This is a genomic window from Pseudomonas sp. GV071, from assembly GCF_003050835.1.
Taxonomy (GTDB): Bacteria; Pseudomonadota; Gammaproteobacteria; order Pseudomonadales; family Pseudomonadaceae; genus Aquipseudomonas.
On record NZ_QAOJ01000005.1, the window covers coordinates 332,917 to 359,651 of the forward strand.

Here is a 26,735-nt window from a genome sequence, read left to right on the forward strand (position 1 = left end):
GCTTAAGCCTGATGGTAGGCAGTGACGCGCTCGACTTCTTCCTTCGAGCCCAGGTACACCGCCACACGCTGGTGCAAGGACGTCGGCTGGATATCGAGAATGCGCTCCAGCCCGTTGGTGGACACACCGCCCGCCTGCTCGACGATGAACGACATCGGGTTGGCTTCGTACATCAGGCGCAGCTTGCCCGGCTTGCTCGGCTCACGCGAGTCGCGTGGGTACATGAACAGGCCGCCGCGGGTGAGGATACGGTGCACGTCGGCAACCATGGCCGCGACCCAACGCATGTTGTAGTTCTTGCCCAGCGGGCCTTCTTCACCGGCCAGCAACTCTTCCACGTAACGGCTGACTGGCGGCTCCCAGTGGCGCGAGTTGGACATGTTGATGGCGAATTCGGCGGTGCTTTCCGGAATGCGGATGTCGTCGTGGGTGAGCACGAAGCTGCCCAGTTCGCGGTCCAGGGTGAAACCTTTGACGCCGTTACCCAGGGTCAGTACCAGCATGGTTTGCGGGCCGTAGATGGCGTAGCCGGCGCAGACTTGTTTGGTGCCTGGCTGCAGGAAGGCCTGCTCGTCGAGGCTGTCGTTCTGGCTCAGGTACTCGTCCGGGCAACGCAGCACCGAGAAGATGGTGCCGACCGAGACGTTGACGTCGATGTTGGAGGAACCGTCCAGCGGGTCGAACACCAGCAGGTAGGCGCCTTTCGGGTATTTGCCGGGGATCTGGTAGGCGTTGTCCATTTCTTCGGACGCCATGCCGGCCAGGTGGCCGCCCCATTCGTTGGCTTCGAGGAGAATCTCGTTGGAGATCACGTCGAGCTTCTTCTGCACTTCACCCTGCACGTTTTCGGTGCCCATGCTGCCCAGCACGCCACCCAGGGCGCCCTTGGATACCGCATGGCTGATCTCTTTGCAGGCACGCGCGACCACTTCAATCAGGAAGCGCAGATCGGCGGGAGTGTTGTTGCTTCGGGTCTGCTCGATCAAGTAGCGGCTGAGGGTAACGCGGGACATGGACGGCTCCAGAGGGTTTGAAATCCCGCGCAGTTTAGCGCGAGTCTGCCAGCAATTCCTCCTGTCAGACCCAGGGGCTGTCGGGAGAGTTCAGTACGCGTCTAGGACAAGCCCTGCGAAGACGCAGTATCCATGCCACAAACCCGATTACGGCCGCTACGTTTGGCCTCATAAAGGGCCGCATCGGCGACCTGCAGCAGGTCTTCGAGAAACTCGCCTTGCGCCGGCCAACAGGCCATGCCGGCAGACAGGGTGACCGTGCGCGGACCATTGCGGGTGATCACCGGGGTGATCGCCAATTGCAGGCAGATACGCTCCACCCGTTGCCGCGCCTCTTGCGGCGAGACGCCCGGGAGGATCAGCAGAAACTCTTCGCCGCCAATGCGGAACACCGCGTCGGTACTGCGCAATGAATCGCTGAGCATCTGCGCCACCAGCACCAGCACGTCATCGCCGACCAGGTGGCCGTGGGAGTCGTTGAGCGCTTTGAAGTGATCGAGGTCGATCAGCGCCAGCGCCAGCGGTTTTTTCTCGCGTTGCGCACGGGCCAGCTCGCGGTCGAAAAATTCGTCGAGGTAGCGGCGGTTGTAGAGGCCGGTGAGCGGGTCACGCAGGGCTTGCTCCTGCAGGCGTTCATGCAGGCTGGAGATGGTGCGCAGACGGTCTTCGCTCACCGCCAGGGCTTCGGCCAGTTTGCGTTCGCTGAGGTGGCGCTGGGTGACGTCGCGCAGGTAGAGCATCTGCCCCAGCAACGAGGAACCATTGCGGGTGGCGCGCTCGATGGCGCGGCAGCTGACTTCAAAATGGCGAACGGGGTTTTCCAGGGTCAGCAGGCGATCCTGATTGGCGCTCAGCGGCTGCTGCAACAGCGCCTCCAGGGCTTCGCCATACACCGGCCATTCATTCAGCGGCACACCCTGCCATTGCCCGCTCTTGTCGGCCAATCGGCAGGCGGCGGGGTTGGCTTCCAGCACACGGTGCTGGGTGTCGACCACCAGTACCGGGTCGAGCAACTCCTGCAGCAACAGATGACGCGCCACCGGTAGCAGATCGAACAGACGCACGCCGACGATCAACCAGGAGAACGCCAGCAAGGTGAAGGCAAAACAGAACGGTGTGGGGTCGAAGCCGAACAGCTGCACATCCCAGAACACATACGACAGGTTGGCGCCCCACGGCAGCAAGGTGACCAAGCCAAACGCCAGGTAATGCCGGCGATGCACTCCGCTGCTGAGCACGGCGGCCTTGATCACCACTGCCAGGCAGAACAGCACAAAGGCGTATTCATAGATGGCCGTGGCGTAGAACAGCGGGCCATGGCGGTAGTTGATCGGCGCGCCGGGCAGGTCGGAAGCCGGCGCTGTATCCGGGGTGTAGAACAGGCCATGCCAGGGGTTACTCAGCGCCAGCAGCCAGACCATCACCGGCACCGCCGCGAACACCGCGACCTGGCTCAGTGGCAGCGGCTTGCGCTCGCTGTTGACGTACTGCCAGAGAAACACCGCCCAGAAGGTCGGCAAACCGACGATGCCAGGCCAGGCCATCGCGGCCCAGAACACCTTGCAACTGCTGCCCTGCGCGGCCATTTCCAGACTGGCCGCGGCCAGCCACCAGAAGCTGGCCAGGTGCAGCAGAAAAAAACTCTCGCGGCCAGGAAAGCCACGCTGACGGGTCACCCAGTGCGCCAGCATAAGCACGCCGACGCACACCAATGCAGTAAACACCACCGGCATGCTCAACGCCCAACCTGAGTTACTGCAAAGGCTCATGACCCGATACCTACAGCGAAATGGCCCACCACCCGGAGCGGGGGAGCCATTTGCGGAATATTTCCAGGAGAGTTGTGCGCTGGTTCAGCCAGAAAGGCTCTGTGCCAGCATTGACGCGCGTGCGCAACGATACGCCATCAGGGGAGAAAAACTAAAGATCTTCTGCGTAACGGCGGGGCAACACGGTGTCGCTGATTTTGCCGTTTTCAGGAATCGAGGCTGAAGCCTTTCCTACAGGGATCGCACAACCTGTGGGAGAGGCCTCAGCCTCGATGCTTTTGATTGGCCGATAGCTACGTTTTTTGCGCGCGCAGCAGACTCAAGGCCATCCCCACCAACAACCCCACCCCCACCAACAGCACGGCCCACAGGCCATACCGCTGCCAGTCGACACTGGCGACAGGTGCGGCTGCCTGGGCGCTCGGCGCCACAGCCAGCGGCGCACCGGCCTTGGCCACACCCAGTTTGGCCAGACGCTTATCGTCATAACCCGGTATCAAGGTGGTCAGCGGCAAGCTGTTGGCCTTGCCGTCGGCATTGCCCAGCGCCAGCACATAAGGCGGCGTGCCGCGAGCCAGGAACACCAGCTGCGTGGCGCGCAAACCCACCCGCACCGTCGGTGCATTTTTACCCAGGCCACCACCGCGCGAATCCACCTGCAGGCGCAGGTGCTGCACCCATTGCCCCGGCAACTGCAGCTCGTCGTGAATCACGTCCTTGCCGTTTTCCGGCAGGCGATACAGCAGCCCGCGCGCCAACGGCTGCCAGCTGTCTTTGCTCTCGCGCCGCGTGCTGACACTGACCGGCGCCAGGGTATTGGCCTGCGCCAGTTCCACCCGCAACAACTCCAGCGGCAAGGGCACCGGCAGATCGAGGTTGTACTCGCCCGCCTTCACCAGCGTGGTCGGCAGCGCCTCCGACCAGGACAACGGCGCCGCCACGCTGCTGTGGGTGGTGCTGTACAGCTCGGCACTGATCAGCACCGGCGCTTTTTGCGGCGCCAGCCAGAGCAGGCGCAGGTAGCGGGCACGCTGGCCGGGCAAGCTGGTGTCGCGCTGTTCGATGCGGTCATCGGCAAAGGCCAGGCGGGCGATCTGGCCATCGTCCCAGCGCGACCAGGTTTGCAGGTCGTCACTGGCTTCAATGGTGAAACGCTGGAAACCATCCTGCTCGCTAGTCCAGTCCAGACTCAGCTTATTCAGCGGCGCATCAATGGCGCTGGCATCCAGCAACCAACCGCGCAGCACCTGCTGCTTATCGGTGCTGGTCACGGCTTGCGGGCCGACCTCGACGATGGTGCCGGTGGTGGTGCGTTCCACCCGCACCTGAGGGACCTCGCTGGTGGCATCGACCGCGCTGTAAAGCGGGAACCACTTCACCGCCGTCGCCATGCTGCTTTCACTCTGCTCGGCGCTGCCCAGGGTCAGGGCGTAGGCCTGCGCCTCGCCTTCGGCGTTGAACACCCGCAGGTCGCGCAGGTCGCCGAACCGCGCAGCCAGGCGCAACGCCATCGGCACTTCAAGCCGGTACCAAGGGCCTTCGCCGCTGAGGGTCAGCGGCACCTGGGTGCTGTAGTCGGCCGGCTGTTCGGCCATCGCGGTGCTCGCAGCCAGCGTGACGGCAGCCGCCACCACTACGCGGCGCAGCGCCGCCAGGGAAAATACCGTCGTCATCAACTGACCTGCTCTTCTTCTGTTTCTGTGACCGCCTGCCGAGGCGGCAGCGGCGCGAAATAACCGACGATCAGCAACAGCACGCCGACGCCAATGAACGACACGATGCGCTCCAGCCCACCGCGGTTGCCCAGTTCGACAAAGAACAGCTTGGCCACCACCACGGCGATCAGCGCGGCGCCCACCAGCCAGATCTCGCGACGGCTGCGCAGGTGGCCGAAGATCATCAGCGCCAGGGCGATCAGGGTCCAGACAATCGACAACCCGGCCTGCACCAGCATCGACTCAAGCAGCAGGTCCACCTGGTACGGCACGCCGCCCCAATGGTGCGCGGCGCGGAATACCAGCGCGGTGAACAGGGCAAACAACGAGGCCCCGGCCACCACCTGCGGCAACCAGCCGAGGCGCTCGCCCTCAGGCAGGTGCGGCAAGGCGTTATGCAGCCAGCGGCACACGCCGAACAGTGCGAACAGCATGCCCAGCTCCAGCGGGTTGATCAGCGGCACATAGGGCAGCGGCTCGGCATTGCCGTCGCTGGCGATGTTGGCGAGCCAGAACCAACCGAGCATCAGCACCGCCAGTGGCAAGGCGGCGTACACGCGGTATTCGCGGGAATAGGTGCGCACCGGCCACGGCCAGTTGCGTGGCGAGGCCATGGCCAGCAGGTACACGCTGGGCAGCACCGCCCAACCCAGCCAACGCCAGGCGTTGTAGTGGTCCGACAGCACGTACAGCAAATAGCGCAACTCCAGCGCCAGCACGCCGATGATCAGCCAGCAGCCCAACACATGGGCCGCGCTCAGGGCATTGGCCGGCAGCAAGACCGCCAGACGACGCAGCGACCACAGGTGCACGGCGAACACCAGCGCCCAACCCAGCCAACCGTAATGCGCGGCCGGGTGATACGCCTCTTGCCAGGCGTACAGCAGGGCGACGCCCGCCGCCGGCACCAGTAGCGGACTCAGCAAGGCCAGCGCCTGCCAGTTTTCCCGCGCCGCCAGCCAGGCCCACAACGCCACACTGGCGGCCGCGACGATCAACAACAACGGCACTTGCAGCAGCGGGTCGGCAAAACGCAGCACTTCGCTGACCGCCGCCAGCACCCACCAACCGGCGCCCCACACCAACAGCAATTGCGACAGCCGCTCCAGGCTCAACGAACCCATGACATCGGCGTCGTTGCGCGCGGCGCGCATCAGGCGCCAGGCGCCAATCATGGCGGCAATCGCCAAGGTCGCCGGCGTCCAGAAACCGGCATGGGCCAATGGCCGCAGTCCTTCGCTGCTCAGCGGGCCAAGCAACAACGGACTAGCGGCAAGGAAGGCAATGCCACCCAAGGCCTGCAGCAACAGACCGAAGACAAAACTGGCGCGCTGCTGCAGGTGCAGGCTCAGCCACACGATCAGCAGGCCACTGCCCGCCCACACCGCACTGGCGGTCTGCCACGGCAGCACAAACAGCACCGCCAGGTTGATAAATACCAAGCCCACCAGCAGCACCAGCGACAACCCACGCATCAGCCGCGCATCGCTGCGTACCTGGCTGTCGCGCGCCGCCACCAGCATGCCGCCGATCAGCGCCAAGCCAATCAGCGAGGCCACCACCAGGCCGCGCCAGCCGGCGCTGAACACGCCGCTGTCGTCAGCACCCGCGCCACGCAGTTGCAGCAGGAACAGCGCACCGCCCACCAGCTGCACGCCGAACGCGGTGAACAGGAAGCTACGAGAATGGATGCGCAGGCCAACAAACAAGGTCGCCAGCCCGGCCAACGCCCAGCTGATCGCAGTGGCTTCGGCCTGCAGGTTGAGCGGCGCCAGCAGGTACAGGAAACTCAGGCCCAGCACAGCCAATACCGGCAGACCGCGACGCTCCCACTCTTTGGCCTGTTCTGGCGCGGCCTTGCGCAAGTGGTAGTGACTGAACAGCAGGGCCAGGCCCAGCATCAACGCGCCGAGCCAGGAACCGTCGAGCAGGGAGTGTTCGCCGCTGTGCAGGTCGACCAGGAACGCCATCGCCGCGCCGAACTGCAGGAGCATGGCAAAGGCGCGCGCCAATGGCCGCTGCTGACGCAGGCCCAGCCAGAAGATCCCGGCGCCCTCCACGGCCCAGGCGGCGGAGGTCCAACGCGCGTCCAGGCCCAGCGGGATGGCCAGCGAACCGAAGATAACGCCCAGCGCCATGCAGGTTTCCACCAGCAGCAAGGCCCGGCCCGGCGCACGGCCGACCAGTACCCGGGCGATCAACATGTACAGCAGGCCCATGGCCAACGCACTGAAGGCGGCAGCGAATTCGATGTGCTGCACCAGCGCGAACTGCAAACCAAAGCCCACCAGAGGCGGGCCGAACAGCATGGTGCCGTCGACGTAGTCGCCCTGGCGGCGCGACCAGCGCAGCAGCGCGTCGCGGCTGTCGTCATCGGGGCCGTCGCTGTGCTCGCGCAATTTGCGCCGGGCAAACAACAAGCCGATGGCCACGTACATCAGGAAGAACAGCACCAGGAACGGCTCCGTGCTCCACAGCAACTCCGGCACATAGGAGCGGGCGCCCCAGGCGAAGCCAATGCCGAAGGTGCCGACAAAGCCGATCAGGTTGAGCAGGCGCCAGGCCTTGAACCAGGCGATGGCAAAGATGCCGGCGTTGAGCAGGACGAAATAAGAGAACAGCGCGACATGGTTGCCGCTGCCGGTGGAGGTCAGAATCGGCGCGGCAAAACCGCCCAGGGCGGCCACCGCCGCCAGGGCCATGGCGTTCTGGGTGACGGCAAGAATGGCCGAGCAAATGGTCACCACCACCAACAGGCTCAGGGCCATTTTCGGATCGAGCAGCGGGTGCAATCGGAACGCGGCAAACGTCGTCAGGTACAGCACCGCGATACCGGTGCCCTGCAGCATCAAGGCGTAGTTGGGGTTGCGCAGACGTAACCACCAGCCCAGCGCCAGCAGGGCCACGGCGCTCGCCGCCACCCCGGCATACCGCACCTGCACCGGTACCACCATGCCTTCGGTGGCGTAGCGCAGCAGGAAAGCCAGACCGAGGAACAGCAGCACTACACCGATGCGCAGCACCGTGTTGCCACCAAACAACCAGTTCTTCGCCGCGCTGAAACCACGCTCGAACAGGTTTGGCTCGCGCGGTGTCGGCGGGCTAGGTGGCTGGCGTGGAGGTGGCGGTGCGACGGGTTCGCGGCTCCAGTCATCGACGACCTGGAAAGGGGCCGCTGCTACAGGCGTTGGCGGCGAGGAAAGCAGCTCCGGCGGCAACTCGAACACCAGGCCCGGATCATCCGTTGGCACGGTGAGGGCTTCGGGTTCGAGTTCCAGGGTGAAGTCCAGCTCATCGACCGCAATGCTGGCGGCAGGAACTTCTGCGGCAGTGGTCGCTGCCGGCTCGGCGACTGGGCCAGGCGTGGCGCCGCTGGCCAGGCGTTGTTCCAGTTGCGCGAGGCGCGCGGTGACGGCGTTGTTGCCGCGCTCGAAGCGTTCGGCAAAGCCGGTGAGCTTGGTGCTCAGCTCCTCGTTGCGGTGCTGCAGGTTGCGCAGTTGTAGCCATTGGCCGAGCGCAAAGCCCAGCAGGGCGCCGAGCAAACCATCCGCGATCGACTCATCCAGCGAAACGCCGATAAGCAGACCGACCAGCATGAAAATCCATTGCATGCAGTGCTTCCTAGTCATCCGAGGTGCCAGGCCAATGACTGCCACCGTTGTGCCGACGTCACATCGGGCACCCGGGCATCCCTGTCCAGCGCGCGCAGGCCGGGGCCTGCAATGGCGCAGAGTATATCCGCCCGGCCCCGCAACACCGCCACTACCAGCGCACGCTTTGCAATGAATCGGCGGATGGTTGTTCACAATTTCACCAATCTCGCTATCATGCCGCCCCCACACCGCGTAGCGCTTGCCTTGAGCCCTGCCAGACTGTGGCAGGCCAGCGTTTTTACAGGTGTGAGTGTCATGACAAAGCTATTGGTGGTGGGTGCGGAACTTGATCGCACCGACACCTGGATCAAATACGAACGCAGCATGTGCAGCAGCTGCGTTTCCAGTTGCTGCACGATGCCGGTGGAAGTGAAATTCGCCGACCTGCTGCGCATCGGCCTGGTGCAGGAATTCGAACGCAGCGAACCGCCCAAGCAGATCGCCAAGCGCCTGATGAAAGATGGCGTGGTCGAGCGCTTCAACCAGAAGTACGGCATCTATACGCTGACCCGCATGGGCAACAACGACTGCCTGTACCTCGACCGCAAAACCCGCCTGTGCACCATCTACGAACAGCGCCCGGATACCTGCCGCAACCACCCCAAGATCGGGCCACGGCCGGGGTATTGCGCGTATAAGCCGAAGGCGGCTGCCAAGGTTTAATCGCGTAACAGCCAGCCCTCTCCCCCAGCCCCTCTCGCCTGTCCGGCCGACCTAGCGGGCGAGGGGTGACTTCTCCCCGCCGATCACCGCTCGGCCCCCTCTCCCGCCTGCGGGAGAGGGCTGGGGAGAGGGGCTTTTAATCTTTCTGGCGCACAAACAAAAACGCCCCCGGTCTCGCGACCGGGGGCGTTTTTATTTAGCCGAAGCTAAACCAATTACTTGGCCGCTTTCTTGGCAGCGCGGGTGCGCTCGCCTTCGTCCAGAATCTTCTTACGAAGACGGATGGATTTCGGCGTCACTTCGCACAATTCATCGTCCTGGATGAATTCCAGAGCCTGTTCCAGGGTGAAACGAACCGGCGGAACCAGGGCGATGGTTTCGTCCTTGCCCGAAGCACGCATGTTGTCGAGCTTCTTGCCTTTGGTTGGGTTCACGCCCAGGTCGTTATCACGGCTGTTCAGACCAACGATCTGACCGTTGTAGATGTCCTGACCGTGCTCAACGAACAGCTTGCCGCGCGCTTGCAGGGTTTCCAGGGAGTAGGTCAGTGCCTTACCGGTTTCAACCGAAACCAGTACGCCGTTCTGACGGCCAGACATGTGGCCCGACTTCATCACGTCGTAACGGTCGAAGATCGAGGTCAGGATGCCGGCGCCGTTGGTGAGGGTCAGGAACTGGTTACGGAAACCGATCAGACCACGGGCTGGAATGTTGTATTCCAGACGTACACGGCCCTTGCCATCCGGGGACATGTTGGTCAGGTCGCCTTTACGCAGACCCATCTCTTCCATGACCTTGCCCTGCGACTCTTCCGGGATGTCGATGGTGACGTTTTCGAACGGCTCGTTCTTCACGCCATCAACTACACGGATGATTACTTCAGGACGACCTACACCCATTTCGAAGCCTTCGCGACGCATGGTTTCGATCAGTACGGACAAGTGCAGCTCACCACGGCCGGATACTTTGAAACGGTCAGCCGAGTCGCCTTCTTCAACGCGCAGTGCCACGTTGTACAGCAGCTCTTTGTCCAGACGCTCTTTGATGTTGCGGCTGGTGACGAACTTGCCTTCCTTACCGCAGAACGGCGAATCGTTAACCTGGAAGGTCATCGATACGGTCGGCTCGTCAACGGTCAGCGGCTTCATGGCTTCGACGTTGTTGATGTCGCACAGGGTGTCGGAGATGAACAGCTGGTCCATACCGCTGATGCAGACGATGTCGCCGGCAGCAGCTTCTTCCACGTCTACGCGGTGCAGACCGTGGTGACCCATCAGCTTCAGGATACGGCCAGTGCGGCGCTTGCCGTCGGCGTCGATGGCAACCACCGGGGTGTTCGGCTTGACGCGACCACGGGCGATACGGCCAACGCCGATAATGCCGAGGAAGCTGTTGTAGTCCAGTGCCGAGATTTGCATCTGGAACGGACCGTCGCGGTCTACGGCCGGAGCCGGAACGTTGTCGACGATGGACTGGTACAGCGGGGTCATGTCTTCAGCCATGTCGGTGTGGTCGAGACCAGCAATACCGTTCAGGGCGGAGGCGTACACGACTTTGAAGTCCAGCTGTTCTTCGGTAGCACCGAGGTTGTCGAACAGGTCGAAGATCTGGTCCAGAACCCAGTCCGGACGCGCGCCTGGACGGTCAACCTTGTTGATGACCACGATTGGGCGCAGGCCGGCTTCGAAGGCTTTCTTGGTTACGAAGCGGGTTTGCGGCATCGGGCCGTCTTGGGCGTCGACCAGCAGCAGAACCGAGTCCACCATCGACATTACGCGCTCAACTTCGCCGCCGAAGTCGGCGTGACCGGGGGTGTCCACGATGTTGATGTGGTAGCCGTTCCAGTTGATCGCGGTGTTCTTCGCGAGAATGGTAATGCCGCGCTCTTTTTCCTGGTCGTTGGAGTCCATCACGCGCTCGTCGTTGAGCTCGTTGCGCTCCAGGGTGCCGGATTGACGCAGGAGTTTATCAACCAGGGTGGTCTTACCATGGTCAACGTGGGCGATGATGGCGATGTTGCGTAGATTTTCGATCACTTTTAAATCTCGATCAGAGGATTCGGTTCGCCGCTAAGTCTAGGCGGCCAGTATGAAGAATGAGTGGCTCAACTGCCCCGTCGGTCGGGGGGGCGGTGGCGGATACTGCCGCCATTCAGCCCCGGCGTTTTATGCCGGACGATAAACGCGCACATTGGCATGCCCCTCGCTGAGCAAGTGGTGGGCATGCAGGCGGCTCATCACGCCTTTGTCGCAATACAAAAGGTACTGACGGGTGGGGTCCAGTTCCTTGTAGCGACTGTTGAGCGCGAAGAACGGCAAGGCTCTTACTTCAATGCCGTCCAACTCCAGCGGCAGATCTTCCTGAGCATCCGGGTGACGGATGTCCAGCACGATCTGCCCAGGCAAGGCTTCACTCAATTCCTCAACCTGGATGTCTTGGCTTAACTCGTCGATGACCCGGTCGATCGGCACGGAACGGGCGCGCTCCAGCGCTCGCTCGAACACGCTCATATCGATCTGGGCTTCTTCATACACGACGCGGTCAGGCTTGGCGCGGGTGGTCGGGTTTACCGAAATCACACCGCAATATTCGGGCATGTGCTTGGCAAATTCGGCGGTACCGATGTGCTCAGCCATGTTGATGATGTCTTGTTTGTGGCTGGCGATCAGCGGGCGCATCACCAGCTTGTCGGTAGCGCGGTCGATCACCGATAGATTCGGCAGGGTCTGGCTGGACACCTGGGAGATCGCCTCGCCGGTGACCAGCGCATCGATGTCCAGGCCATCGGCCACACGGGTAGCGGCGCGCAGCATCATGCGTTTAAGCACCACGCCCATGTGCGCGTTGTCGACCTTGCCGAGAATTTCGCCGAGCACTTCTTCGAACGGCACACTGACGAACAGCACGCGGTGCGAGCTGCCGTACTGGCTCCACAGATAGTGAGCGACTTCCATCACCCCCAGCTCGTGGGCGCGGCCGCCGAGGTTGAAGAAACAGAAGTGACTGATCAGCCCGCGACGGATCATCTGGTACGCCGCCACGGTGGAGTCGAAACCACCGGACATCAGCACCAGCGTCTGCTCGATAGCACCGAGCGGGTAGCCGCCCAGGCCTTCGTGCTGACTGTGGATGACATAGAGAAGCTGATTGCGGATTTCCATGCGCACCAGCAGCTCTGGCTCTTTCAGCGAGATGCCGGCGGCGCCGCATTGGCGACGCAATTGGCTGCCGACGTAACGCTCGACATCCATGGAGCTGAAGCTATGTTTGCCGGCACGCTTGCAGCGCACAGCGAATACTTTGCCGGCAAGCTGCTCGCCGAAGTGCGCTTTGCACTTCTCGACCATGTCGTCGAAGTCGCCCAGCGGGTATTCGTTCACTTCGAGGAACTGGCCGATGCCCGGGATGCGGGTCAGGCGCTCTTTTATTTCCGTGAGAACTTTCGGCTCGGTCAGCTGGGTTTCAACGTCGATGTTGTCCCACACGCCGTCCACCACGAGCTCTGGATCCAGGTCACGCATCACCGCGCGAATATTCTTCGCAAGCTGGCGGATGAAACGCGTGCGCACCGGCCGGCTTTTAATGGTGATCTCGGGGAAGACTTTAACGATAAGTTTCATGAAAACAGTGCGTGCGAGCCCGGCCAAAATTAAGGGGCGCGGATTATAGCGGAAATTGCTCAAGGTTTAACCAGGCAATGCATACAAAGATCGCGAGCGCACCAAAATGCATCACGCCATTTAGCCTGAGTGTCATTTTGGTGCACCGAGGCGCGCAAATCTTGAGCGCAGCCCCCGCAGCGCCTGCCTTTCGTGCATCAAACCCACTTCGGGGCACTGGCATGCAATTTGCTCCCTTGTGAGGCAGGTTGCCCTGGCGGACTATGCCGCCCGGCTTCACCGTTTTATTTGGGGCTAAAAAATCACAACGCCCCACCATCTGGAGGACACCATGTCGAAGGCGCTTCAACTAATCAAAGAACACGACGTGAAGTGGGTTGACCTGCGCTTCACCGATACCAAAGGCAAGCAGCACCACGTGACCATGCCGGCCCGTGACGCCCTTGACGACGAATTCTTCGAAGTCGGCAAGATGTTCGATGGCTCGTCCATCCATGGCTGGAAAGGCATCGAAGCCTCCGACATGATCCTGCTGCCAGTAGACAGCACTGCCGTTCTCGACCCGTTCACCGAAGAGCCGACCCTGATTCTGGTCTGCAACATCATCGAACCGTCGACCATGCAAGGCTACGACCGCGACCCGCGCTCCATCGCTTCGCGTGCCGAGGAATACCTGAAGACCACCGGTATCGGTGACACCGTATTCGTAGGTCCGGAACCAGAATTCTTCATCTTCGACGAAGTGAAATTCAAATCCGACATCTCCGGCTCCATGTTCAAGATCTACTCCGAACAAGGCTCCTGGATGTCCGACGCTGACATCGAAACTGGCAACAAAGGCCACCGTCCGGGCGTTAAAGGTGGTTACTTCCCAGTTCCGCCGTGCGACCACGACCACGAAATCCGTACTGCCATGTGTAATGCCATGGAAGAGATGGGTCTGGTCATCGAAGTTCACCACCACGAAGTGGCGACTGCCGGCCAGAACGAAATCGGCGTGAAGTTCAACACCTTGGTTGCCAAGGCTGACGAAGTTCAGACCCTGAAATACTGCGTACACAACGTGGCTGATGCCTACGGCAAAACCGCTACCTTCATGCCGAAGCCACTGTACGGCGACAACGGTTCGGGTATGCACGTTCACCTGTCGATCGGCAAAGATGGCAAGAACACCTTCGCTGGCGAAGGCTATGCCGGCCTGTCCGATACCGCTCTGTACTTCATCGGCGGCATCATCAAGCACGGTAAGGCTCTGAACGGCTTCACCAACCCGTCGACCAACTCCTACAAGCGTCTGGTCCCAGGTTTCGAAGCTCCGGTAATGCTGGCCTACTCGGCTCGTAACCGTTCCGCGTCCATCCGTATCCCGTACGTTTCCAGCCCGAAAGCTCGCCGCATCGAAGCGCGCTTCCCGGATCCGGCTGCCAACCCGTACCTGGCCTTCGCAGCACTGCTGATGGCTGGTCTGGACGGTATCCAGAACAAGATCCACCCTGGCGACGCAGCGGACAAGAACCTGTACGACCTGCCTCCAGAAGAAGGCAAGCTGATCCCACAAGTGTGCGGCAGCCTGAAAGAAGCCCTGGAAGAACTGGACAAGGGCCGCGCGTTCTTGACCAAAGGCGGCGTGTTCAGCGACGACTTCATCGATGCCTACATCGAGCTGAAGAGCGAAGAAGAAATCAAAGTGCGCACCTTCGTGCACCCTCTGGAATACGACCTGTACTACAGCGTTTAAGTACAGCGGCGTTAAGCCAGACACGCTCGCTTTCTTAGCGGCGTGATTGAGAAGGCCTCCCTAGGGAGGCCTTTTTTATTAGCGTGAAAAAGATCAAAAGCATCGCCGCTAAAGCCCCTCCCACAAGAATCGCAGTTTCTTGTGGGAGGGGCTTTAGCCGCGATTCCTGCAAACGACGATCCTCGCGGTTTTTTTTGATGTGACTAAGAACGCACACAATGCCGTACAAACTTGCCAGCGCAGCGTTGCGGTGCAAGGCTAAGCACACACCCCACGGGACCTCTTGCCATGCGCCTGATCGTTACCTGCCTATTAGCGGCCCTGACCCTGCCAGCCAGCGCCGAGATCTACAAATACACCGATGCAAACGGCAACACCGTCTTTACCAACCAGCCGCCCCTAGGTACCAATGCCGAAGCGGTAAGCTTGCCGCCAGTGAATACGGTGAAATCTCCTCCGCCACCCACTATGCCCGGTAACGGCCAAGGCAATGCCGCCGCCACTCAGGTGTATGAAGTACTGGAAATCGCCAACCTGCCAGACGCCGAAGCGCTACGCAGCAACGACGGCAACCTCACGATCGACGTACGCATCGAACCGCAACTGCGTATTGGCGACAGCCTCCAATTGCTGCTCGATGGCCAGCCCTATGGCGGCTTGACCAATAGCCAGCAATTCCCCCTGAGCAACATCGAACGCGGCGAACACAGCGTATCGGTGCAGGCCTTCAGCGGTGATCGCTTGATCCAGCAGAGCCCAACTGTCACCTTCGCCATTCAACGCGTCAGCACCAACAGCCCGGCGCGCGTCACCCCGCCCAAACCGACCCCAAGGCCAGCCAACTAAAACATGCGATTCGCTCTGTTCTGCCTGCTGTTGCTGGGTCTGCCAGCCATGGCCGATGTGTACACCTACATCGACAGTGAAGGTAACCGGGTCTTTACCGACCAACCCAGGGGCAATGCCAAAAAGGTGGAGATTGCCCCCACCAATGGCATGAACCAGAAAAATCCGGCCGCCGTGCGCGCCCCCGCCCCAGTGGCGCCGGCGGCCGAGTTACCGGCCTACGACTTGCTGCGCATTCTGGTGCCCGAACCGGATGCGACCATCCGCGAAGGCTCTTCCGGCGATCTGATCGTCACCCTGACCAGCGACCCGGTCTTGATGCCCGGCCACAGCTATCGCCTGCTGCTGGATGGCAAAGAAGCCGCCGCACTCAGCCGCAGCCCGGTATTCCCGCTGACCAACCTGGACCGTGGCACTCACCAATTGGCCGCGGAAATCGTCGATGCCACTGGCCGCATTATCGAGCGCACCCCGAGCCAACCGGTGCATATCGTGCGCACCTCGCTGGAGAGCAAGCGTCGGGCGAATCCGTGCAAGAAAGACGACTACGGCGTGCGCCCGGAATGCCCGATTGGTGATAAACCCGAAGAAGACGACGACATTTCAATTCTGCCTTTCTTCTAGACCTCACAGACAAGGCACCAATATGGTGCTTTGTAGCGCACCAAATTCTATGCTCTCCCTGTTTTGGTTCGTCGCCATCGGACAGCGGTGCAGAAAAACGACCCAATTTCACCGTTCGGACCCGGATCGCGCGTCTTTTCGGGGCTTTGGTTTGCTTTTTGCATTTTCAGTCCCATTCTCGGGATCCCATAGATGACCATCAACGACGCACTGCACCGCCTGCTGTTGGACAACTTGACCACTGCGACTCTGCTGCTCAATGCCGAACTGCGCCTTGAGTACATGAACCCCGCCGCGGAGATGCTTCTGGCCGTCAGTGGCCAGCGCAGCCACGGCCAATTCATCAGCGAATTGTTTACCGAGTCACCCGAAGCGCTGGCTTCGTTGCGTCAGGCTGTCGAAGAAGCCCACCCGTTCAATAAGCGCGAAGCGGTGCTGATTGCCCTGACCGGGCAAACGCTGACGGTGGACTATGCCGTCACCCCCATTCTCAACCGCGGCGCCACCCTGCTGCTGCTGGAGGTTCATCCGCGTGATCGCCTGCTGCGCATCACCAAGGAAGAAGCCCAGCTGTCCAAGCAGGAAACCACCAAGATGCTGGTGCGTGGCCTGGCCCATGAAATAAAGAACCCGCTAGGCGGCATTCGCGGCGCAGCGCAACTACTGGCGCGCGAACTGCCGGACGAGAACCTCAAGGACTACACCAACGTCATCATCGAAGAGGCCGACCGCCTGCGTAACCTGGTCGACCGCATGCTCGGCTCGAACAAACTCCCGTCGCTGGCGATGACCAACGTGCACGAAGTGCTGGAGCGGGTCAGCAGTCTGGTAGAAGCAGAGAGCCAAGGCGGCATCACCCTGGTACGCGACTACGACCCCAGCATTCCGGACGTGATGATCGACCGCGAACAGATGATTCAGGCGGTGCTAAACATTGTGCGCAATGCCATGCAGGCCATTGGCGGCCAGAACGAATTCCGCCAGGGCCGCATCATGCTGCGCACGCGCACTTTGCGGCAGTTCACCATCGCCCACACCCGGCATCGCCTGGTGACCAAGGTGGAAATCATCGACAACGGCCCGGGCATTCCGGCTGAACTTCAAGAAACCATCTTCTATCCCATGGTCAGTGGTCGTCCGGACGGTACCGGACTGGGCTTGGCTATCACCCAGAACATCATCAGTCAGCATCAGGGACTGATCGAATGCGAAAGCCACCCTGGCCACACCGTGTTTTCGATCTTCCTGCCGTTGGAACAAGGAGCTACTTCGTCATGAGCCGCAGCGAAACCGTCTGGATTGTCGACGACGATCGTTCCATCCGCTGGGTTTTGGAAAAAGCCCTGCAGCAAGAAGGCATGACCACCACCAGCTTCGACAGTGCCGATGGCGTGCTCAGCCGCCTCAGCCGTCAGCAGCCGGACGTGATCATTTCCGACATCCGCATGCCCGGCGCCAGTGGCCTGGACTTGCTGGCGCGCATCCGCGAGCTGTACCCGCGCCTGCCGGTGATCATCATGACCGCCCATTCCGACCTGGAAAGCGCGGTGGCCTCCTACCAGGGCGGCGCCTTTGAATACCTGCCCAAGCCGTTTGACGTCGACGAAGCGGTGTCGCTGGTCAAACGCGCCTTCCAGCATGCTCAGGAACAACAAGGCCTGCATGTACCTGTGGAGCAGACCCGCACTCCGGAAATCATCGGCGAAGCGCCGGCGATGCAGGAAGTGTTTCGCGCCATCGGCCGTTTGAGCCACTCCAACATCACCGTGCTTATCAATGGTGAGTCGGGCACCGGTAAAGAGTTGGTTGCCCATGCCCTTCATCGGCACAGCCCGCGCGCGGCATCCCCATTTATCGCGCTGAACATGGCGGCGATTCCGAAAGACTTGATGGAGTCCGAGCTGTTCGGCCACGAAAAAGGCGCGTTCACCGGCGCTGCCAACCAGCGCCGCGGCCGCTTCGAACAAGCCGACGGCGGCACCCTGTTTCTCGACGAAATCGGCGATATGCCGGCGGACACTCAAACCCGCCTGCTGCGCGTGCTGGCCGATGGCGAGTTCTACCGTGTCGGAGGCCACACTCCGGTAAAGGTCGACGTGCGCATCATCGCCGCCACACACCAGAACCTGGAAAACCTGGTACAGGCCGGCAAGTTCCGTGAGGACTTGTTCCACCGCCTGAACGTTATACGCATTCACATTCCGCGCATGTCCGATCGCCGCGAAGATATCCCCACCCTCGCCCGCCACTTCCTCGCTCGCGCCGCTCAAGAGTTGGCCGTCGAGCCAAAGCTGCTGAAAACCGAGACTGAGGACTACCTGAAGAACCTGCCGTGGCCAGGCAACGTGCGCCAGCTGGAAAACACCTGCCGCTGGATCACGGTGATGGCCTCCGGTCGCGAAGTGCATATCGACGACCTGCCCCCAGAATTGCTCACTCAGCCCCAAGACAGTGCTCCCGCGACCAATTGGGAGCAGGCTTTGCGCCAATGGGCGGATCAGGCACTCGCTCGTGGCCAGTCCAGTTTGCTGGATAGCGCGGTTCCGACCTTCGAACGGATCATGATTGAAACCGCCCTCAAGCACACCGCCGGCCGCCGTCGCGACGCCGCCGTGCTGCTAGGCTGGGGCCGTAACACCTTGACTCGTAAGATAAAAGAGCTTGGCATGAAGATCGACGGCGGCGACGACGAGGAAGACGAAGGCTAAGCCAGCGCCTCTTCCCCCAACAAAAAAGCGAGCCTAGAGCTCGCTTTTTTGTGCCCTGCAATAAAACTGGCACACCACCTGCATAGTGTTAAGTGTAGAAAAGAAACACCCCCAGTTTTCGGGGACCTTGGTACAGGCAGGCCGGGGATTCCCCTTTTTTATTCCGCGCTCCTATTCAGGAGCCAGGCTGATCACCAGCCGCCACCGTCCACCTTCCGCTGCGCCTTGCCACTCGGCACGCAGCGGGCGGGCCGCGACCAGATTCAGCAACAACCCACCCTTGCTGCGCAAAAGCCGCCAATTGACGTTTCTACCGTCCAATTGCAGCTGGCCCTGGCGCGAACTACCTTCCGCATCGAATCGCATCACCACCGCACCATGGACGTGCTCAGCGTGCACTTTTGGCTCAGCATCGAACCAGAGTTGCATACCATCGGCAGTTATCTGCATATCGTCCAACATCACCGGCTCGGGGTCCTGCAGGCGACCGATCATCATCCCCACCAGAAAGCCGAACAGCGCCAAAGACGCCACCACGCGGAGCAATAATTTTGGCCGCGGATCCGGCGCTTCGAGGGTAAACTCCTCGACGCCCTCAAGTCGGAGTCGTGCATGTTTCACGTGATTCTGTTTCAACCGGAAATCCCCCCCAATACCGGCAACATTATCAGGCTCTGCGCCAATAGCGGATGCAGTCTGCACCTGATCGAACCGATCGGCTTCGAGCTCGACGACAAACGCTTGCGCCGTGCCGGCCTTGATTACCACGAATACGCCACCCTGACCCGCCACACTGATCTCGCCAGCTGCCTGGTGAGCCTTGGCCAACCACGCCTGTTTGCGTTCACCACCAAGGCGTCACGGCCCTTCCATGAAGCGACCTTCGCCAAGGGCGACGCGTTACTGTTTGGCCCGGAAAGCCGCGGTTTGCCTGCCGATGTGCTGGACGCCCTGCCCGCCGAACAACGGCTGCGCCTGCCGATGCGCCCAGGCTGTCGCAGCTTGAACCTGTCCAATACGGTAGCCGTTGCTGTGTATGAAGGCTGGCGTCAGCTTGGCTTCGCTTTGGAGTAGTTCTGGCCCCAATAAAAAAGGCGCCCCGAAGGGCGCCTTTTTGTTGCTTAGCCGTTACTCCAGATTGAAACCCAGGGCCTTGGCAACGCCACGACCATAGGCCGCATCGGCCTGACTGAAATGAGCCAATTGGCGGCGCTGAACGTCTTCACTGACGCCCTGCATGGCACCGGCGATATTGCTGATCAGCAACACTTGTTGCTCAGCACTCATCAAGCGAAACAACGCACCGGCCTGGCTGTAGTAATCGCTGTCGGTGCGGTGATCGTAACGATCTGCTGCCCCCTCAAGCGCCAGGGCGGGCTCGCGGTACTGCGGCGCTTGTTTCGGCGCGTTGGCGTAGCTGTTCGGCTCATAGTGCGGCGCAGCGCCGCCGTTGCCGTCAAAGCGCATGGCACCGTCTCGCTGATAGTTCTGCACCGGTGATCTCGGTGCATTGACCGGCAACTGCTGGTGGTTAGTACCGATGCGGTGGCGCTGGGCGTCGGCATAGGCAAAAACCCGTCCCTGCAGCATTCGGTCCGGCGACAGACCTACACCTGGCACCACGTTGCTCGGGGCAAAGGCTGCTTGCTCCACCTCGGCGAAGTAGTTCAACGGGTTACGATTGAGCTCGATTACACCGACCTCGATCAACGGGAACTCCTTCTGCGACCAGGTCTTGGTCACGTCGAAGGGATTTTCCCGATGAGCCGCCGCCTGAGCCTCCGACATCACTTGAATGCACACCTTCCATTTCGGGAAGTCGCCACGCTCGATGGCACCAAAGAGATCGCGCTGGGCGTAATCCGGGTCGGTACCGGCAAGGTGTGCAGCCACAGTCGGCGAGAGGTTTTTAATGCCTTGCTCGCTCTTGTAGTGCCACTTCACCCAATGCCGCTCGCCGTCAGCGTTGATCAGGCTGAAGGTGTGGCTACCGAAGCCGTGCATAAACCGGTAGCCATCCGGAATGCCGCGATCAGAAAAGAGAATGGTGACCTGGTGCAGCGACTCCGGCGACAGCGACCAGAAGTCCCACATCATCTGCGGGCTTTTCAGATTGCTTTGCGGCAGGCGCTTTTGCGTATGAATGAAATCGGGGAATTTCAGCGGGTCGCGAATAAAGAACACGGGGGTGTTGTTGCCGACGATGTCCCAGTTGCCTTCTTCGGTATAGAACTTCACCGCAAACCCACGCGGGTCGCGCTCGGTGTCAGCTGAGCCGCGCTCGCCGCCTACGGTAGAGAAGCGCAGGAACATCGGGGTTTGCTTACCGACCGCCTCAAACAGCTTGGCGTGACTGTACGCCGTGATATCGCGAGTAACGGTGAAGGTGCCGTAGGCGCCTGAACCCTTGGCGTGCACGCGGCGTTCCGGGATCACTTCGCGGTTGAAGTGGGCCAACTTCTCTACCAGGTGGAAGTCGTCTAACAGCAGCGGGCCACGCGGCCCAGCCGAACGGGAATTCTGATTGTCTGCAACCGGCGCACCGCTTGCGGTCGTGAGGATTGGGGACTGGCTCATTTCACTCTCCTGGTCATATTCAACCGGTGTGGCCCGGCGTTGGTGGAGAGATTAAGGTTCACTATCGCTTATAGACAATTCATTAAATACAGACTATCGATAGTCAAATACTTTTAGCCTGGCGTTATCTATAGCCGTCTTTTCTTCGGGCACAAAAAAACCGGGCCAAGGCCCGGTTTTTTCTTACAACCTACGACTTACTCAGCGTCTACAGCTGCGCCGCCGACCGGACGGTCAACCAGCTCAACATAAGCCATTGGAGCATTGTCGCCAGCGCGGAAACCGCACTTGAGGATACGCAGGTAACCGCCCTGACGGGTGGCGTAGCGCTTGCCCAGGTCGTTGAACAGCTTACCAACGATGGCTTTCGAACGAGTACGGTCGAAGGCCAGACGGCGGTTTGCCAAACTATCTTCTTTAGCCAGGGTGATCAGCGGCTCGGCTACGCGACGCAGTTCCTTGGCCTTAGGCAGGGTCGTTTTGATCAGCTCGTGCTCAAACAGCGACACCGCCATGTTTTGAAACATGGCCTTGCGGTGAGCGCTAGTGCGGCTCAGGTGACGACCACTCTTACGATGACGCATGGTTCAATTCCTTACCAAACTTACGTTCGGTGATTACGACGATCAGGCAGTCGCCTTGTCGTCCTTCTTAAGACTTGCCGGTGGCCAGTTGTCCAGGCGCATACCGAGAGAAAGACCACGAGAGGCCAGCACGTCCTTGATCTCAGTCAGGGACTTCTTGCCCAAGTTCGGAGTTTTCAACAGTTCTACTTCGGTGCGCTGAATCAGGTCGCCGATGTAGTAAATGTTTTCCGCCTTCAGGCAGTTGGCCGAACGAACGGTCAGTTCCAGATCATCAACCGGACGCAGCAGGATCGGATCGATCTCGTCTTCCTGCTCGATTACCACTGGCTCACTGTCACCTTTGAGGTCGACGAACGCAGCCAACTGCTGTTGCAGAATGGTTGCAGCACGGCGGATAGCCTCTTCAGGATCCAGGGTACCGTTGGTTTCCAGGTCAATAACCAGCTTGTCAAGGTTAGTACGCTGCTCAACACGGGCGTTTTCAACTACGTACGCAACACGGCGCACAGGGCTGAAAGAAGAGTCCAGCTGCAAGCGACCGATGCTGCGGCTTTCGTCTTCATCACTCTGACGCGAATCAGCAGGCTCATAGCCGCGACCACGAGCCACAGTGAGCTTCATGTTCAGTGCGCCGTTAGAAGCCAGGTTGGCAATAACGTGATCACCATTGACGATCTCGACATCATGATCCAGCTGAATATCGGCAGCGGTAACAACGCCCGAGCCCTTCTTCGCCAGTGTCAGAGTCACTTCGTCACGACCGTGCAACTTAATAGCCAGACCTTTCAGGTTGAGCAGGATTTCAATTACGTCTTCCTGTACACCTTCGATGGCGCTGTACTCGTGGAGTACACCGTCAATCTCGGCCTCGACTACTGCACAGCCAGGCATTGAGGACAACAAAATGCGACGCAGCGCGTTGCCCAACGTGTGGCCAAAACCACGCTCGAGAGGCTCGAGAGTGATCTTAGCGCGGGTCGGACTGACCACCTGCACATCAATGTGGCGGGGGGTCAGGAACTCATTTACCGAAATCTGCATGGATGCACCTATTTTCTAGCCCTTACTTGGAGTAGAGCTCGACAATCAGGCTTTCGTTGATGTCGGCGGAGAGGTCACTGCGAGCTGGAACGCTTTTGAAAACGCCCGATTTCTTCTCAGTGTCAACTTCGACCCACTCAACGCGGCCACGCTGGGCACACAGCTCAAGAGCTTGAACAATGCGCAGCTGATTCTTCGATTTCTCGCGAACTGCAACCACGTCACCAGCACGAACCTGGTAGGACGGGATGTTTACAGTTTTACCGTTGATGCTGATCGCTTTGTGCGAAACCAGCTGACGGGATTCTGCGCGGGTAGCGCCGAAGCCCATACGGTATACAACGTTATCCAGACGGCATTCGAGCAGTTGCAGCAGGTTCTCACCAGTAGCGCCTTTCTTGCCGGCAGCTTCTTTGTAGTAACCGCTGAATTGACGCTCAAGCACGCCATAGATACGACGGACCTTCTGCTTTTCACGCAGTTGGGTACCGTAGTCGGATTGGCGACCGCGGCGCTGACCGTGGATACCAGGGGCTGCTTCAATGTTGCACTTCGATTCCAGGGCGCGAACGCCGCTTTTCAGAAACAGATCAGTGCCTTCACGACGCGCCAGTTTGCATTTCGGACCAATGTAACGAGCCATTATCTATCGTCTCCTGATTACACGCGGCGCTTCTTCGGCGGACGGCACCCGTTATGCGGGATTGGCGTCACGTCGGTGATGCTGGCGATCTTGTAACCGCAGCCGTTCAAAGCACGGACAGCGGACTCACGACCTGGACCTGGGCCCTTGACGTTAACGTCGAGGTTTTTCAGGCCATATTCCAGCGCAGCTTGACCAGCACGTTCAGCAGCTACTTGAGCAGCGAACGGGGTGGACTTGCGTGAACCGCGGAAACCCGAACCACCAGAGGTAGCCCAGGACAGGGCGTTACCTTGACGATCGGTAATGGTCACAATGGTGTTATTGAAAGACGCGTGGATGTGGGCGATGCCATCAACCACTGTCTTTTTGACTTTTTTACGAGGACGAGCAGCAGGTTTTGCCATGACTAGATTCCTGTCGATTCGCGGGCGCGATTACTTGCGGATCGGCTTACGCGGACCCTTACGGGTACGTGCGTTGGTCTTGGTACGCTGGCCACGGACCGGAAGGCCGCGACGGTGACGCAGGCCGCGGTAGCAACCCAGGTCCATCAAGCGCTTGATTTTCATGTTGACTTCACGGCGCAGGTCACCTTCGGTGTTTACCTTTGCCACTTCGCCACGCAGAAGCTCAATCTGCTCATCGCTCAGATCTTTGATCTTTGCCGCCGGGTTAACCCCGGTGGTTGCGCAAATTTTCTGCGCAGTTGTGCGACCAACACCGAAGATGTAGGTCAGCGAGATAACAGTATGCTTGTTATCTGGAATGTTGACGCCTGCAATACGGGCCATTCAATGAAACTCCAATTGACAGCTACCTACGCCCCGGAAGCCAAGAAAAGGGCGCGAGATATTAACGCTGTAATAACAAATAAGCAACCCGACAGCGCACTAGCTGCCGGGCTTATAGCTTTTGATCACACTCAGCCTTGGCGCTGCTTGTGACGCGGTTCTGCACTGCAGATGACTCGCACGACACCTTCACGGCGAATAATCTTGCAGTTGCGGCACAGCTTTTTCACCGATGCACGAACTTTCATCACCAACTCCTCGAACCTTATGGACACATTAACGGAGCATGCCGCTGCCGTAGCCCTTCAGGTTGGCTTTCTTCATCAGGGATTCGTACTGGTGTGAAACGAGGTGCGATTGTACTTGGGACATAAAGTCCATCACAACCACTACCACGATCAGCAACGAGGTCCCGCCAAGGTAGAACGGCACGTTTGCGGCAACCACCAGGAACTGGGGCAGCAAGCAAACAGCCATCATGTACAAAGCACCGAACATGGTTAAGCGAGTCAACACGCCATCGATATAGCGAGCCGATTGCTCACCTGGACGGATGCCAGGAATAAAGGCACCAGACTTCTTCAGGTTTTCCGCTACGTCTTTCGGGTTGAACATCAACGCTGTGTAGAAGAAGCAGAAGAAAACGATCCCTGCACTAAACAGCAAGATATTCAACGGCTGACCAGGAGCGATAGCCTGTGAAACATCCTGAAGCCAGCCCAAACCTGCAGACTGGCCAAACCAGGCGCCCAGCGAAGCCGGGAACAACAGAAGGCTACTGGCGAAAATAGCCGGGATAACGCCGGCCATGTTCACCTTCAACGGCAGGTGGCTAGTCTGCGCAGCGAAGACCTTGCGGCCCTGCTGACGCTTGGCGTAGTGAACAGCGATACGACGCTGACCACGCTCAATGAACACCACAAAACCGATGATCGCTACCGCGAGCAAGCCGATTGCAACCAGGGCGAAGATATTGATATCACCCTGACGCGCAGACTCGAAAGACTGCCCAATTGCACGCGGCAAACCAGCGACAATACCTGAGAAGATCAACATCGAGATGCCGTTACCGACACCGCGCTCAGTGATCTGCTCACCCAGCCACATCATGAACATGGCACCAGCAACAAACGTGCTGACTGCCACGAAGTGAAAGCCGAAATCGCCCGAGAACGCTACACCTTGACCTGCCAGGCCAACGGACATGCCGGTTGCCTGCACAAACGCCAGAATCAAGGTGCCGTAGCGGGTGTACTGGCTGATCTTGCGACGGCCAGATTCACCTTCCTTCTTCAACTGCTCCAGCTGCGGGCTAACAGCGGTCATGAGCTGCATGATGATCGACGCCGAGATGTACGGCATGATCCCCAGTGCAAAAATACTCATACGCTCCAGCGCGCCGCCGGAAAACATGTTGAACAAGCTAAGAATGGTCCCCTCGTTCTGCCGAAACAGATCCGCCAACCGGTCCGGGTTGATACCAGGAACTGGGATGTGCGCACCTACTCGATAGACGATGATCGCCATAAGGAGAAAGCGCAGACGAGCCCAGAGCTCGGATAACCCGCCATTGCTGAGCGCTGAGAGAGCACCTTGCTTAGCCATTTATTCCTCGAATTTGCCGCCAGCTGCTTCGATAGCCGCGCGCGCACCTTTGGTGGCCGCGATACCTTTGAGGGTCACCGCACGAGTAATCTCACCGGACAGCATTACCTTCACGCGCTGTACGTTTTGATTAATCAGGTTGGCATCCTTCAGGGACTGCAGAGTTACAACATCGCCTTCCACTTTATTCAGCTCGGAGGTGCGAACTTCAGCACGATCCATAGCCTTCAGGGAGACGAAGCCGAACTTCGGCAGACGACGATGCAGCGGCTGTTGACCGCCTTCAAAGCCCGGAGCGATGGTGCCACCGGAGCGGGAGGTCTGACCTTTGTGGCCGCGGCCACCAGTCTTACCCAAACCGCTACCGATACCACGGCCCGGACGGTGCTTCTCGCGACGGGAACCCGGCGCAGGACTCAGATCGTTCAGGTACATGTGTTAACCCTCAACTCGCAGCATGTAGTAAGCCTTGTTGATCATCCCGCGGTTAGCCGGAGTATCCAGGACTTCTACAGTGTGACCGATGCGACGCAGACCCAGACCCTTAACGCACAGAATGTGGTTAGGGATGCGGCCGGCAGTGCTCTTGATCAGCGTTACTTTTACGGTAGCCATGATCAGCGGATCTCCTCAACGCTCTTGCCGCGCTTGGCAGCAATAGAACCTGGGGATTGCATAGCCTTCAAACCCTTGAAAGTGGCGTGAACCACGTTTACCGGGTTAGTAGAGCCGTAGCACTTGGCCAACACGTTCTGCACGCCAGCAACTTCGAGGACAGCACGCATAGCGCCGCCAGCGATGATACCGGTACCTTCAGAAGCAGGCTGCATGTACACCTTGGAGGCGCCATGAGCAGACTTCATTGCGTACTGCAGAGTGGTGCCGTTCAGGTCCACTTGAATCATATTGCGACGAGCAGCTTCCATAGCTTTCTGGATAGCGGCTGGCACTTCGCGGGACTTACCGCGACCGAAACCAACACGGCCCTTGCCATCACCTACCACGGTCAACGCGGTGAAAGTGAAGATACGGCCGCCTTTTACGGTCTTGGCTACGCGATTAACTTGTACCAGTTTCTCGATGTAGCCTTCGTCGTTGCCGTTGTCGCGGCTGTCGCGTCTTTGATCGTTATTTGCCAT

25 protein-coding genes are annotated in these 26,735 nt (G+C 59.9%); 7 read left to right on the forward strand and 18 right to left on the reverse strand.

Translation table 11 applies throughout. The features are described from left to right. Positions 1-2: 2 nt before the first annotated feature. From C8K61_RS12055 to C8K61_RS12070, 4 genes are all read right to left on the reverse strand, one after another. Positions 3-1,013: a class 1 fructose-bisphosphatase gene (locus C8K61_RS12055; protein WP_108096503.1), complete on the reverse strand. Its 1,011-nt coding sequence runs from the start codon at positions 1,011-1,013 to the stop codon at positions 3-5. Positions 1,014-1,114: 101 nt separating this feature from the next. Then, the gene (locus C8K61_RS12060; protein ID WP_108096504.1) at positions 1,115-2,782 is read right to left on the reverse strand and encodes a histidine kinase N-terminal 7TM domain-containing protein; all 1,668 of its coding nucleotides are present in this window, start codon (positions 2,780-2,782) and stop codon (positions 1,115-1,117) included. A 293-nt stretch (positions 2,783-3,075) separates the two neighbouring features. Continuing rightward, the gene (locus C8K61_RS12065; RefSeq protein ID WP_108096505.1) at positions 3,076-4,455 is read right to left on the reverse strand and encodes a DUF3999 domain-containing protein; all 1,380 of its coding nucleotides are present in this window, start codon (positions 4,453-4,455) and stop codon (positions 3,076-3,078) included. Continuing rightward, positions 4,455-8,108 (reverse strand): DUF2339 domain-containing protein, encoded by a 3,654-nt coding sequence (locus tag C8K61_RS12070; protein ID WP_108096506.1) that lies wholly within the window; start codon positions 8,106-8,108, stop codon positions 4,455-4,457. The genes C8K61_RS12065 and C8K61_RS12070 overlap by 1 nt, the downstream gene beginning before the upstream one ends. 297 nt (positions 8,109-8,405) lie before the next feature. Between C8K61_RS12070 and C8K61_RS12075 the strand changes: the two genes are divergently transcribed. Continuing rightward, the gene (locus tag C8K61_RS12075; protein WP_108096507.1) at positions 8,406-8,813 is read left to right on the forward strand and encodes a YkgJ family cysteine cluster protein; all 408 of its coding nucleotides are present in this window, start codon (positions 8,406-8,408) and stop codon (positions 8,811-8,813) included. A gap of 215 nt (positions 8,814-9,028) precedes the next feature. Here the strand turns inward: C8K61_RS12075 and typA are convergent, their stop codons facing one another. Both typA and thiI read right to left on the reverse strand, forming a co-directional pair. Continuing rightward, positions 9,029-10,849, reverse strand: a complete 1,821-nt coding sequence (gene typA, locus C8K61_RS12080; RefSeq protein WP_108096508.1) for a translational GTPase TypA — start codon at positions 10,847-10,849, stop codon at positions 9,029-9,031. A 129-nt stretch (positions 10,850-10,978) separates the two neighbouring features. Beyond that, a complete protein-coding gene (thiI, locus tag C8K61_RS12085) occupies positions 10,979-12,433 on the reverse strand; it encodes a tRNA uracil 4-sulfurtransferase ThiI (protein ID WP_108096509.1) in 1,455 nt (484 codons plus the stop codon). A gap of 331 nt (positions 12,434-12,764) precedes the next feature. On the opposite strand from thiI, the gene glnA reads away from it, so the two are divergent. The 5 genes from glnA (at position 12,765) to ntrC (ending at position 18,349) form a co-directional block, all read left to right on the forward strand. Next, on the forward strand, positions 12,765-14,171 hold the full coding sequence (glnA, locus tag C8K61_RS12090) for a type I glutamate--ammonia ligase (protein ID WP_108096510.1): 1,407 nt from the start codon (positions 12,765-12,767) through the stop codon (positions 14,169-14,171). A gap of 288 nt (positions 14,172-14,459) precedes the next feature. Next, positions 14,460-15,017, forward strand: coding sequence for a DUF4124 domain-containing protein (locus C8K61_RS12095; protein WP_108096511.1), 558 nt, complete (start codon positions 14,460-14,462; stop codon positions 15,015-15,017). Between the two features lie 3 nt (positions 15,018-15,020). Next, complete coding sequence (locus C8K61_RS12100) at positions 15,021-15,641, forward strand: DUF4124 domain-containing protein (protein ID WP_108096512.1); 621 nt, start codon at positions 15,021-15,023, stop codon at positions 15,639-15,641. Positions 15,642-15,833: 192 nt separating this feature from the next. Next, complete coding sequence (gene glnL / locus C8K61_RS12105; RefSeq protein ID WP_108096513.1) at positions 15,834-16,919, forward strand: nitrogen regulation protein NR(II); 1,086 nt, start codon at positions 15,834-15,836, stop codon at positions 16,917-16,919. Further along, the gene (gene ntrC, locus C8K61_RS12110) at positions 16,916-18,349 is read left to right on the forward strand and encodes a nitrogen regulation protein NR(I) (protein ID WP_108096514.1); all 1,434 of its coding nucleotides are present in this window, start codon (positions 16,916-16,918) and stop codon (positions 18,347-18,349) included. Before glnL ends, ntrC begins: the two co-directional genes overlap by 4 nt. A gap of 171 nt (positions 18,350-18,520) precedes the next feature. Here the strand turns inward: ntrC and C8K61_RS12115 are convergent, their stop codons facing one another. After that, positions 18,521-18,970, reverse strand: coding sequence for a hypothetical protein (locus tag C8K61_RS12115; protein ID WP_108096561.1), 450 nt, complete (start codon positions 18,968-18,970; stop codon positions 18,521-18,523). Here C8K61_RS12115 and C8K61_RS12120 point away from each other — a divergent pair. Next, a complete protein-coding gene (locus C8K61_RS12120; protein ID WP_108096515.1) occupies positions 18,962-19,423 on the forward strand; it encodes a tRNA (cytidine(34)-2'-O)-methyltransferase in 462 nt (153 codons plus the stop codon). The two genes, C8K61_RS12115 and C8K61_RS12120, sit on opposite strands and share 9 nt — an antisense overlap. Positions 19,424-19,477: 54 nt before the next feature. On the opposite strand, the gene C8K61_RS12125 is transcribed toward C8K61_RS12120, so the two are convergent. The 11 genes from C8K61_RS12125 to rpsE all read right to left on the reverse strand — a co-directional run bounded on the left by C8K61_RS12125 (position 19,478) and on the right by rpsE (position 26,735). Beyond that, positions 19,478-20,926 carry a catalase gene (locus tag C8K61_RS12125; RefSeq protein WP_108096516.1) on the reverse strand — a complete coding sequence of 483 codons (1,449 nt, stop codon included), beginning with the start codon at positions 20,924-20,926 and terminating at the stop codon, positions 19,478-19,480. Positions 20,927-21,123: 197 nt separating this feature from the next. Then, a complete protein-coding gene (rplQ, locus tag C8K61_RS12130; protein ID WP_108096517.1) occupies positions 21,124-21,510 on the reverse strand; it encodes a 50S ribosomal protein L17 in 387 nt (128 codons plus the stop codon). Between the two features lie 42 nt (positions 21,511-21,552). Next, a complete protein-coding gene (gene rpoA / locus C8K61_RS12135; RefSeq protein ID WP_108096518.1) occupies positions 21,553-22,554 on the reverse strand; it encodes a DNA-directed RNA polymerase subunit alpha in 1,002 nt (333 codons plus the stop codon). Positions 22,555-22,576: 22 nt separating this feature from the next. Continuing rightward, entirely contained in the window at positions 22,577-23,197 is a 621-nt protein-coding gene (gene rpsD / locus C8K61_RS12140) for a 30S ribosomal protein S4 (RefSeq protein ID WP_108096519.1), read from the reverse strand. 17 nt (positions 23,198-23,214) lie between these two features. Continuing rightward, on the reverse strand, positions 23,215-23,604 hold the full coding sequence (gene rpsK / locus C8K61_RS12145) for a 30S ribosomal protein S11 (protein WP_002555466.1): 390 nt from the start codon (positions 23,602-23,604) through the stop codon (positions 23,215-23,217). Positions 23,605-23,634: 30 nt separating this feature from the next. Further along, on the reverse strand, positions 23,635-23,991 hold the full coding sequence (gene rpsM, locus C8K61_RS12150) for a 30S ribosomal protein S13 (RefSeq protein ID WP_108096520.1): 357 nt from the start codon (positions 23,989-23,991) through the stop codon (positions 23,635-23,637). A gap of 131 nt (positions 23,992-24,122) precedes the next feature. Next, positions 24,123-24,239, reverse strand: coding sequence for a 50S ribosomal protein L36 (rpmJ, locus tag C8K61_RS12155; RefSeq protein ID WP_002555468.1), 117 nt, complete (start codon positions 24,237-24,239; stop codon positions 24,123-24,125). 28 nt (positions 24,240-24,267) lie between these two features. Continuing rightward, positions 24,268-25,596 carry a preprotein translocase subunit SecY gene (gene secY / locus C8K61_RS12160; RefSeq protein ID WP_108096521.1) on the reverse strand — a complete coding sequence of 443 codons (1,329 nt, stop codon included), beginning with the start codon at positions 25,594-25,596 and terminating at the stop codon, positions 24,268-24,270. Further along, positions 25,597-26,031: a 50S ribosomal protein L15 gene (gene rplO, locus C8K61_RS12165; RefSeq protein WP_108096522.1), complete on the reverse strand. Its 435-nt coding sequence runs from the start codon at positions 26,029-26,031 to the stop codon at positions 25,597-25,599. It abuts the gene before it with no gap. A 3-nt stretch (positions 26,032-26,034) separates the two neighbouring features. Continuing rightward, positions 26,035-26,211 carry a 50S ribosomal protein L30 gene (gene rpmD, locus C8K61_RS12170; RefSeq protein WP_108096523.1) on the reverse strand — a complete coding sequence of 59 codons (177 nt, stop codon included), beginning with the start codon at positions 26,209-26,211 and terminating at the stop codon, positions 26,035-26,037. 2 nt (positions 26,212-26,213) lie between these two features. Beyond that, positions 26,214-26,735 carry a 30S ribosomal protein S5 gene (gene rpsE / locus C8K61_RS12175; RefSeq protein WP_108096524.1) on the reverse strand — a complete coding sequence of 174 codons (522 nt, stop codon included), beginning with the start codon at positions 26,733-26,735 and terminating at the stop codon, positions 26,214-26,216.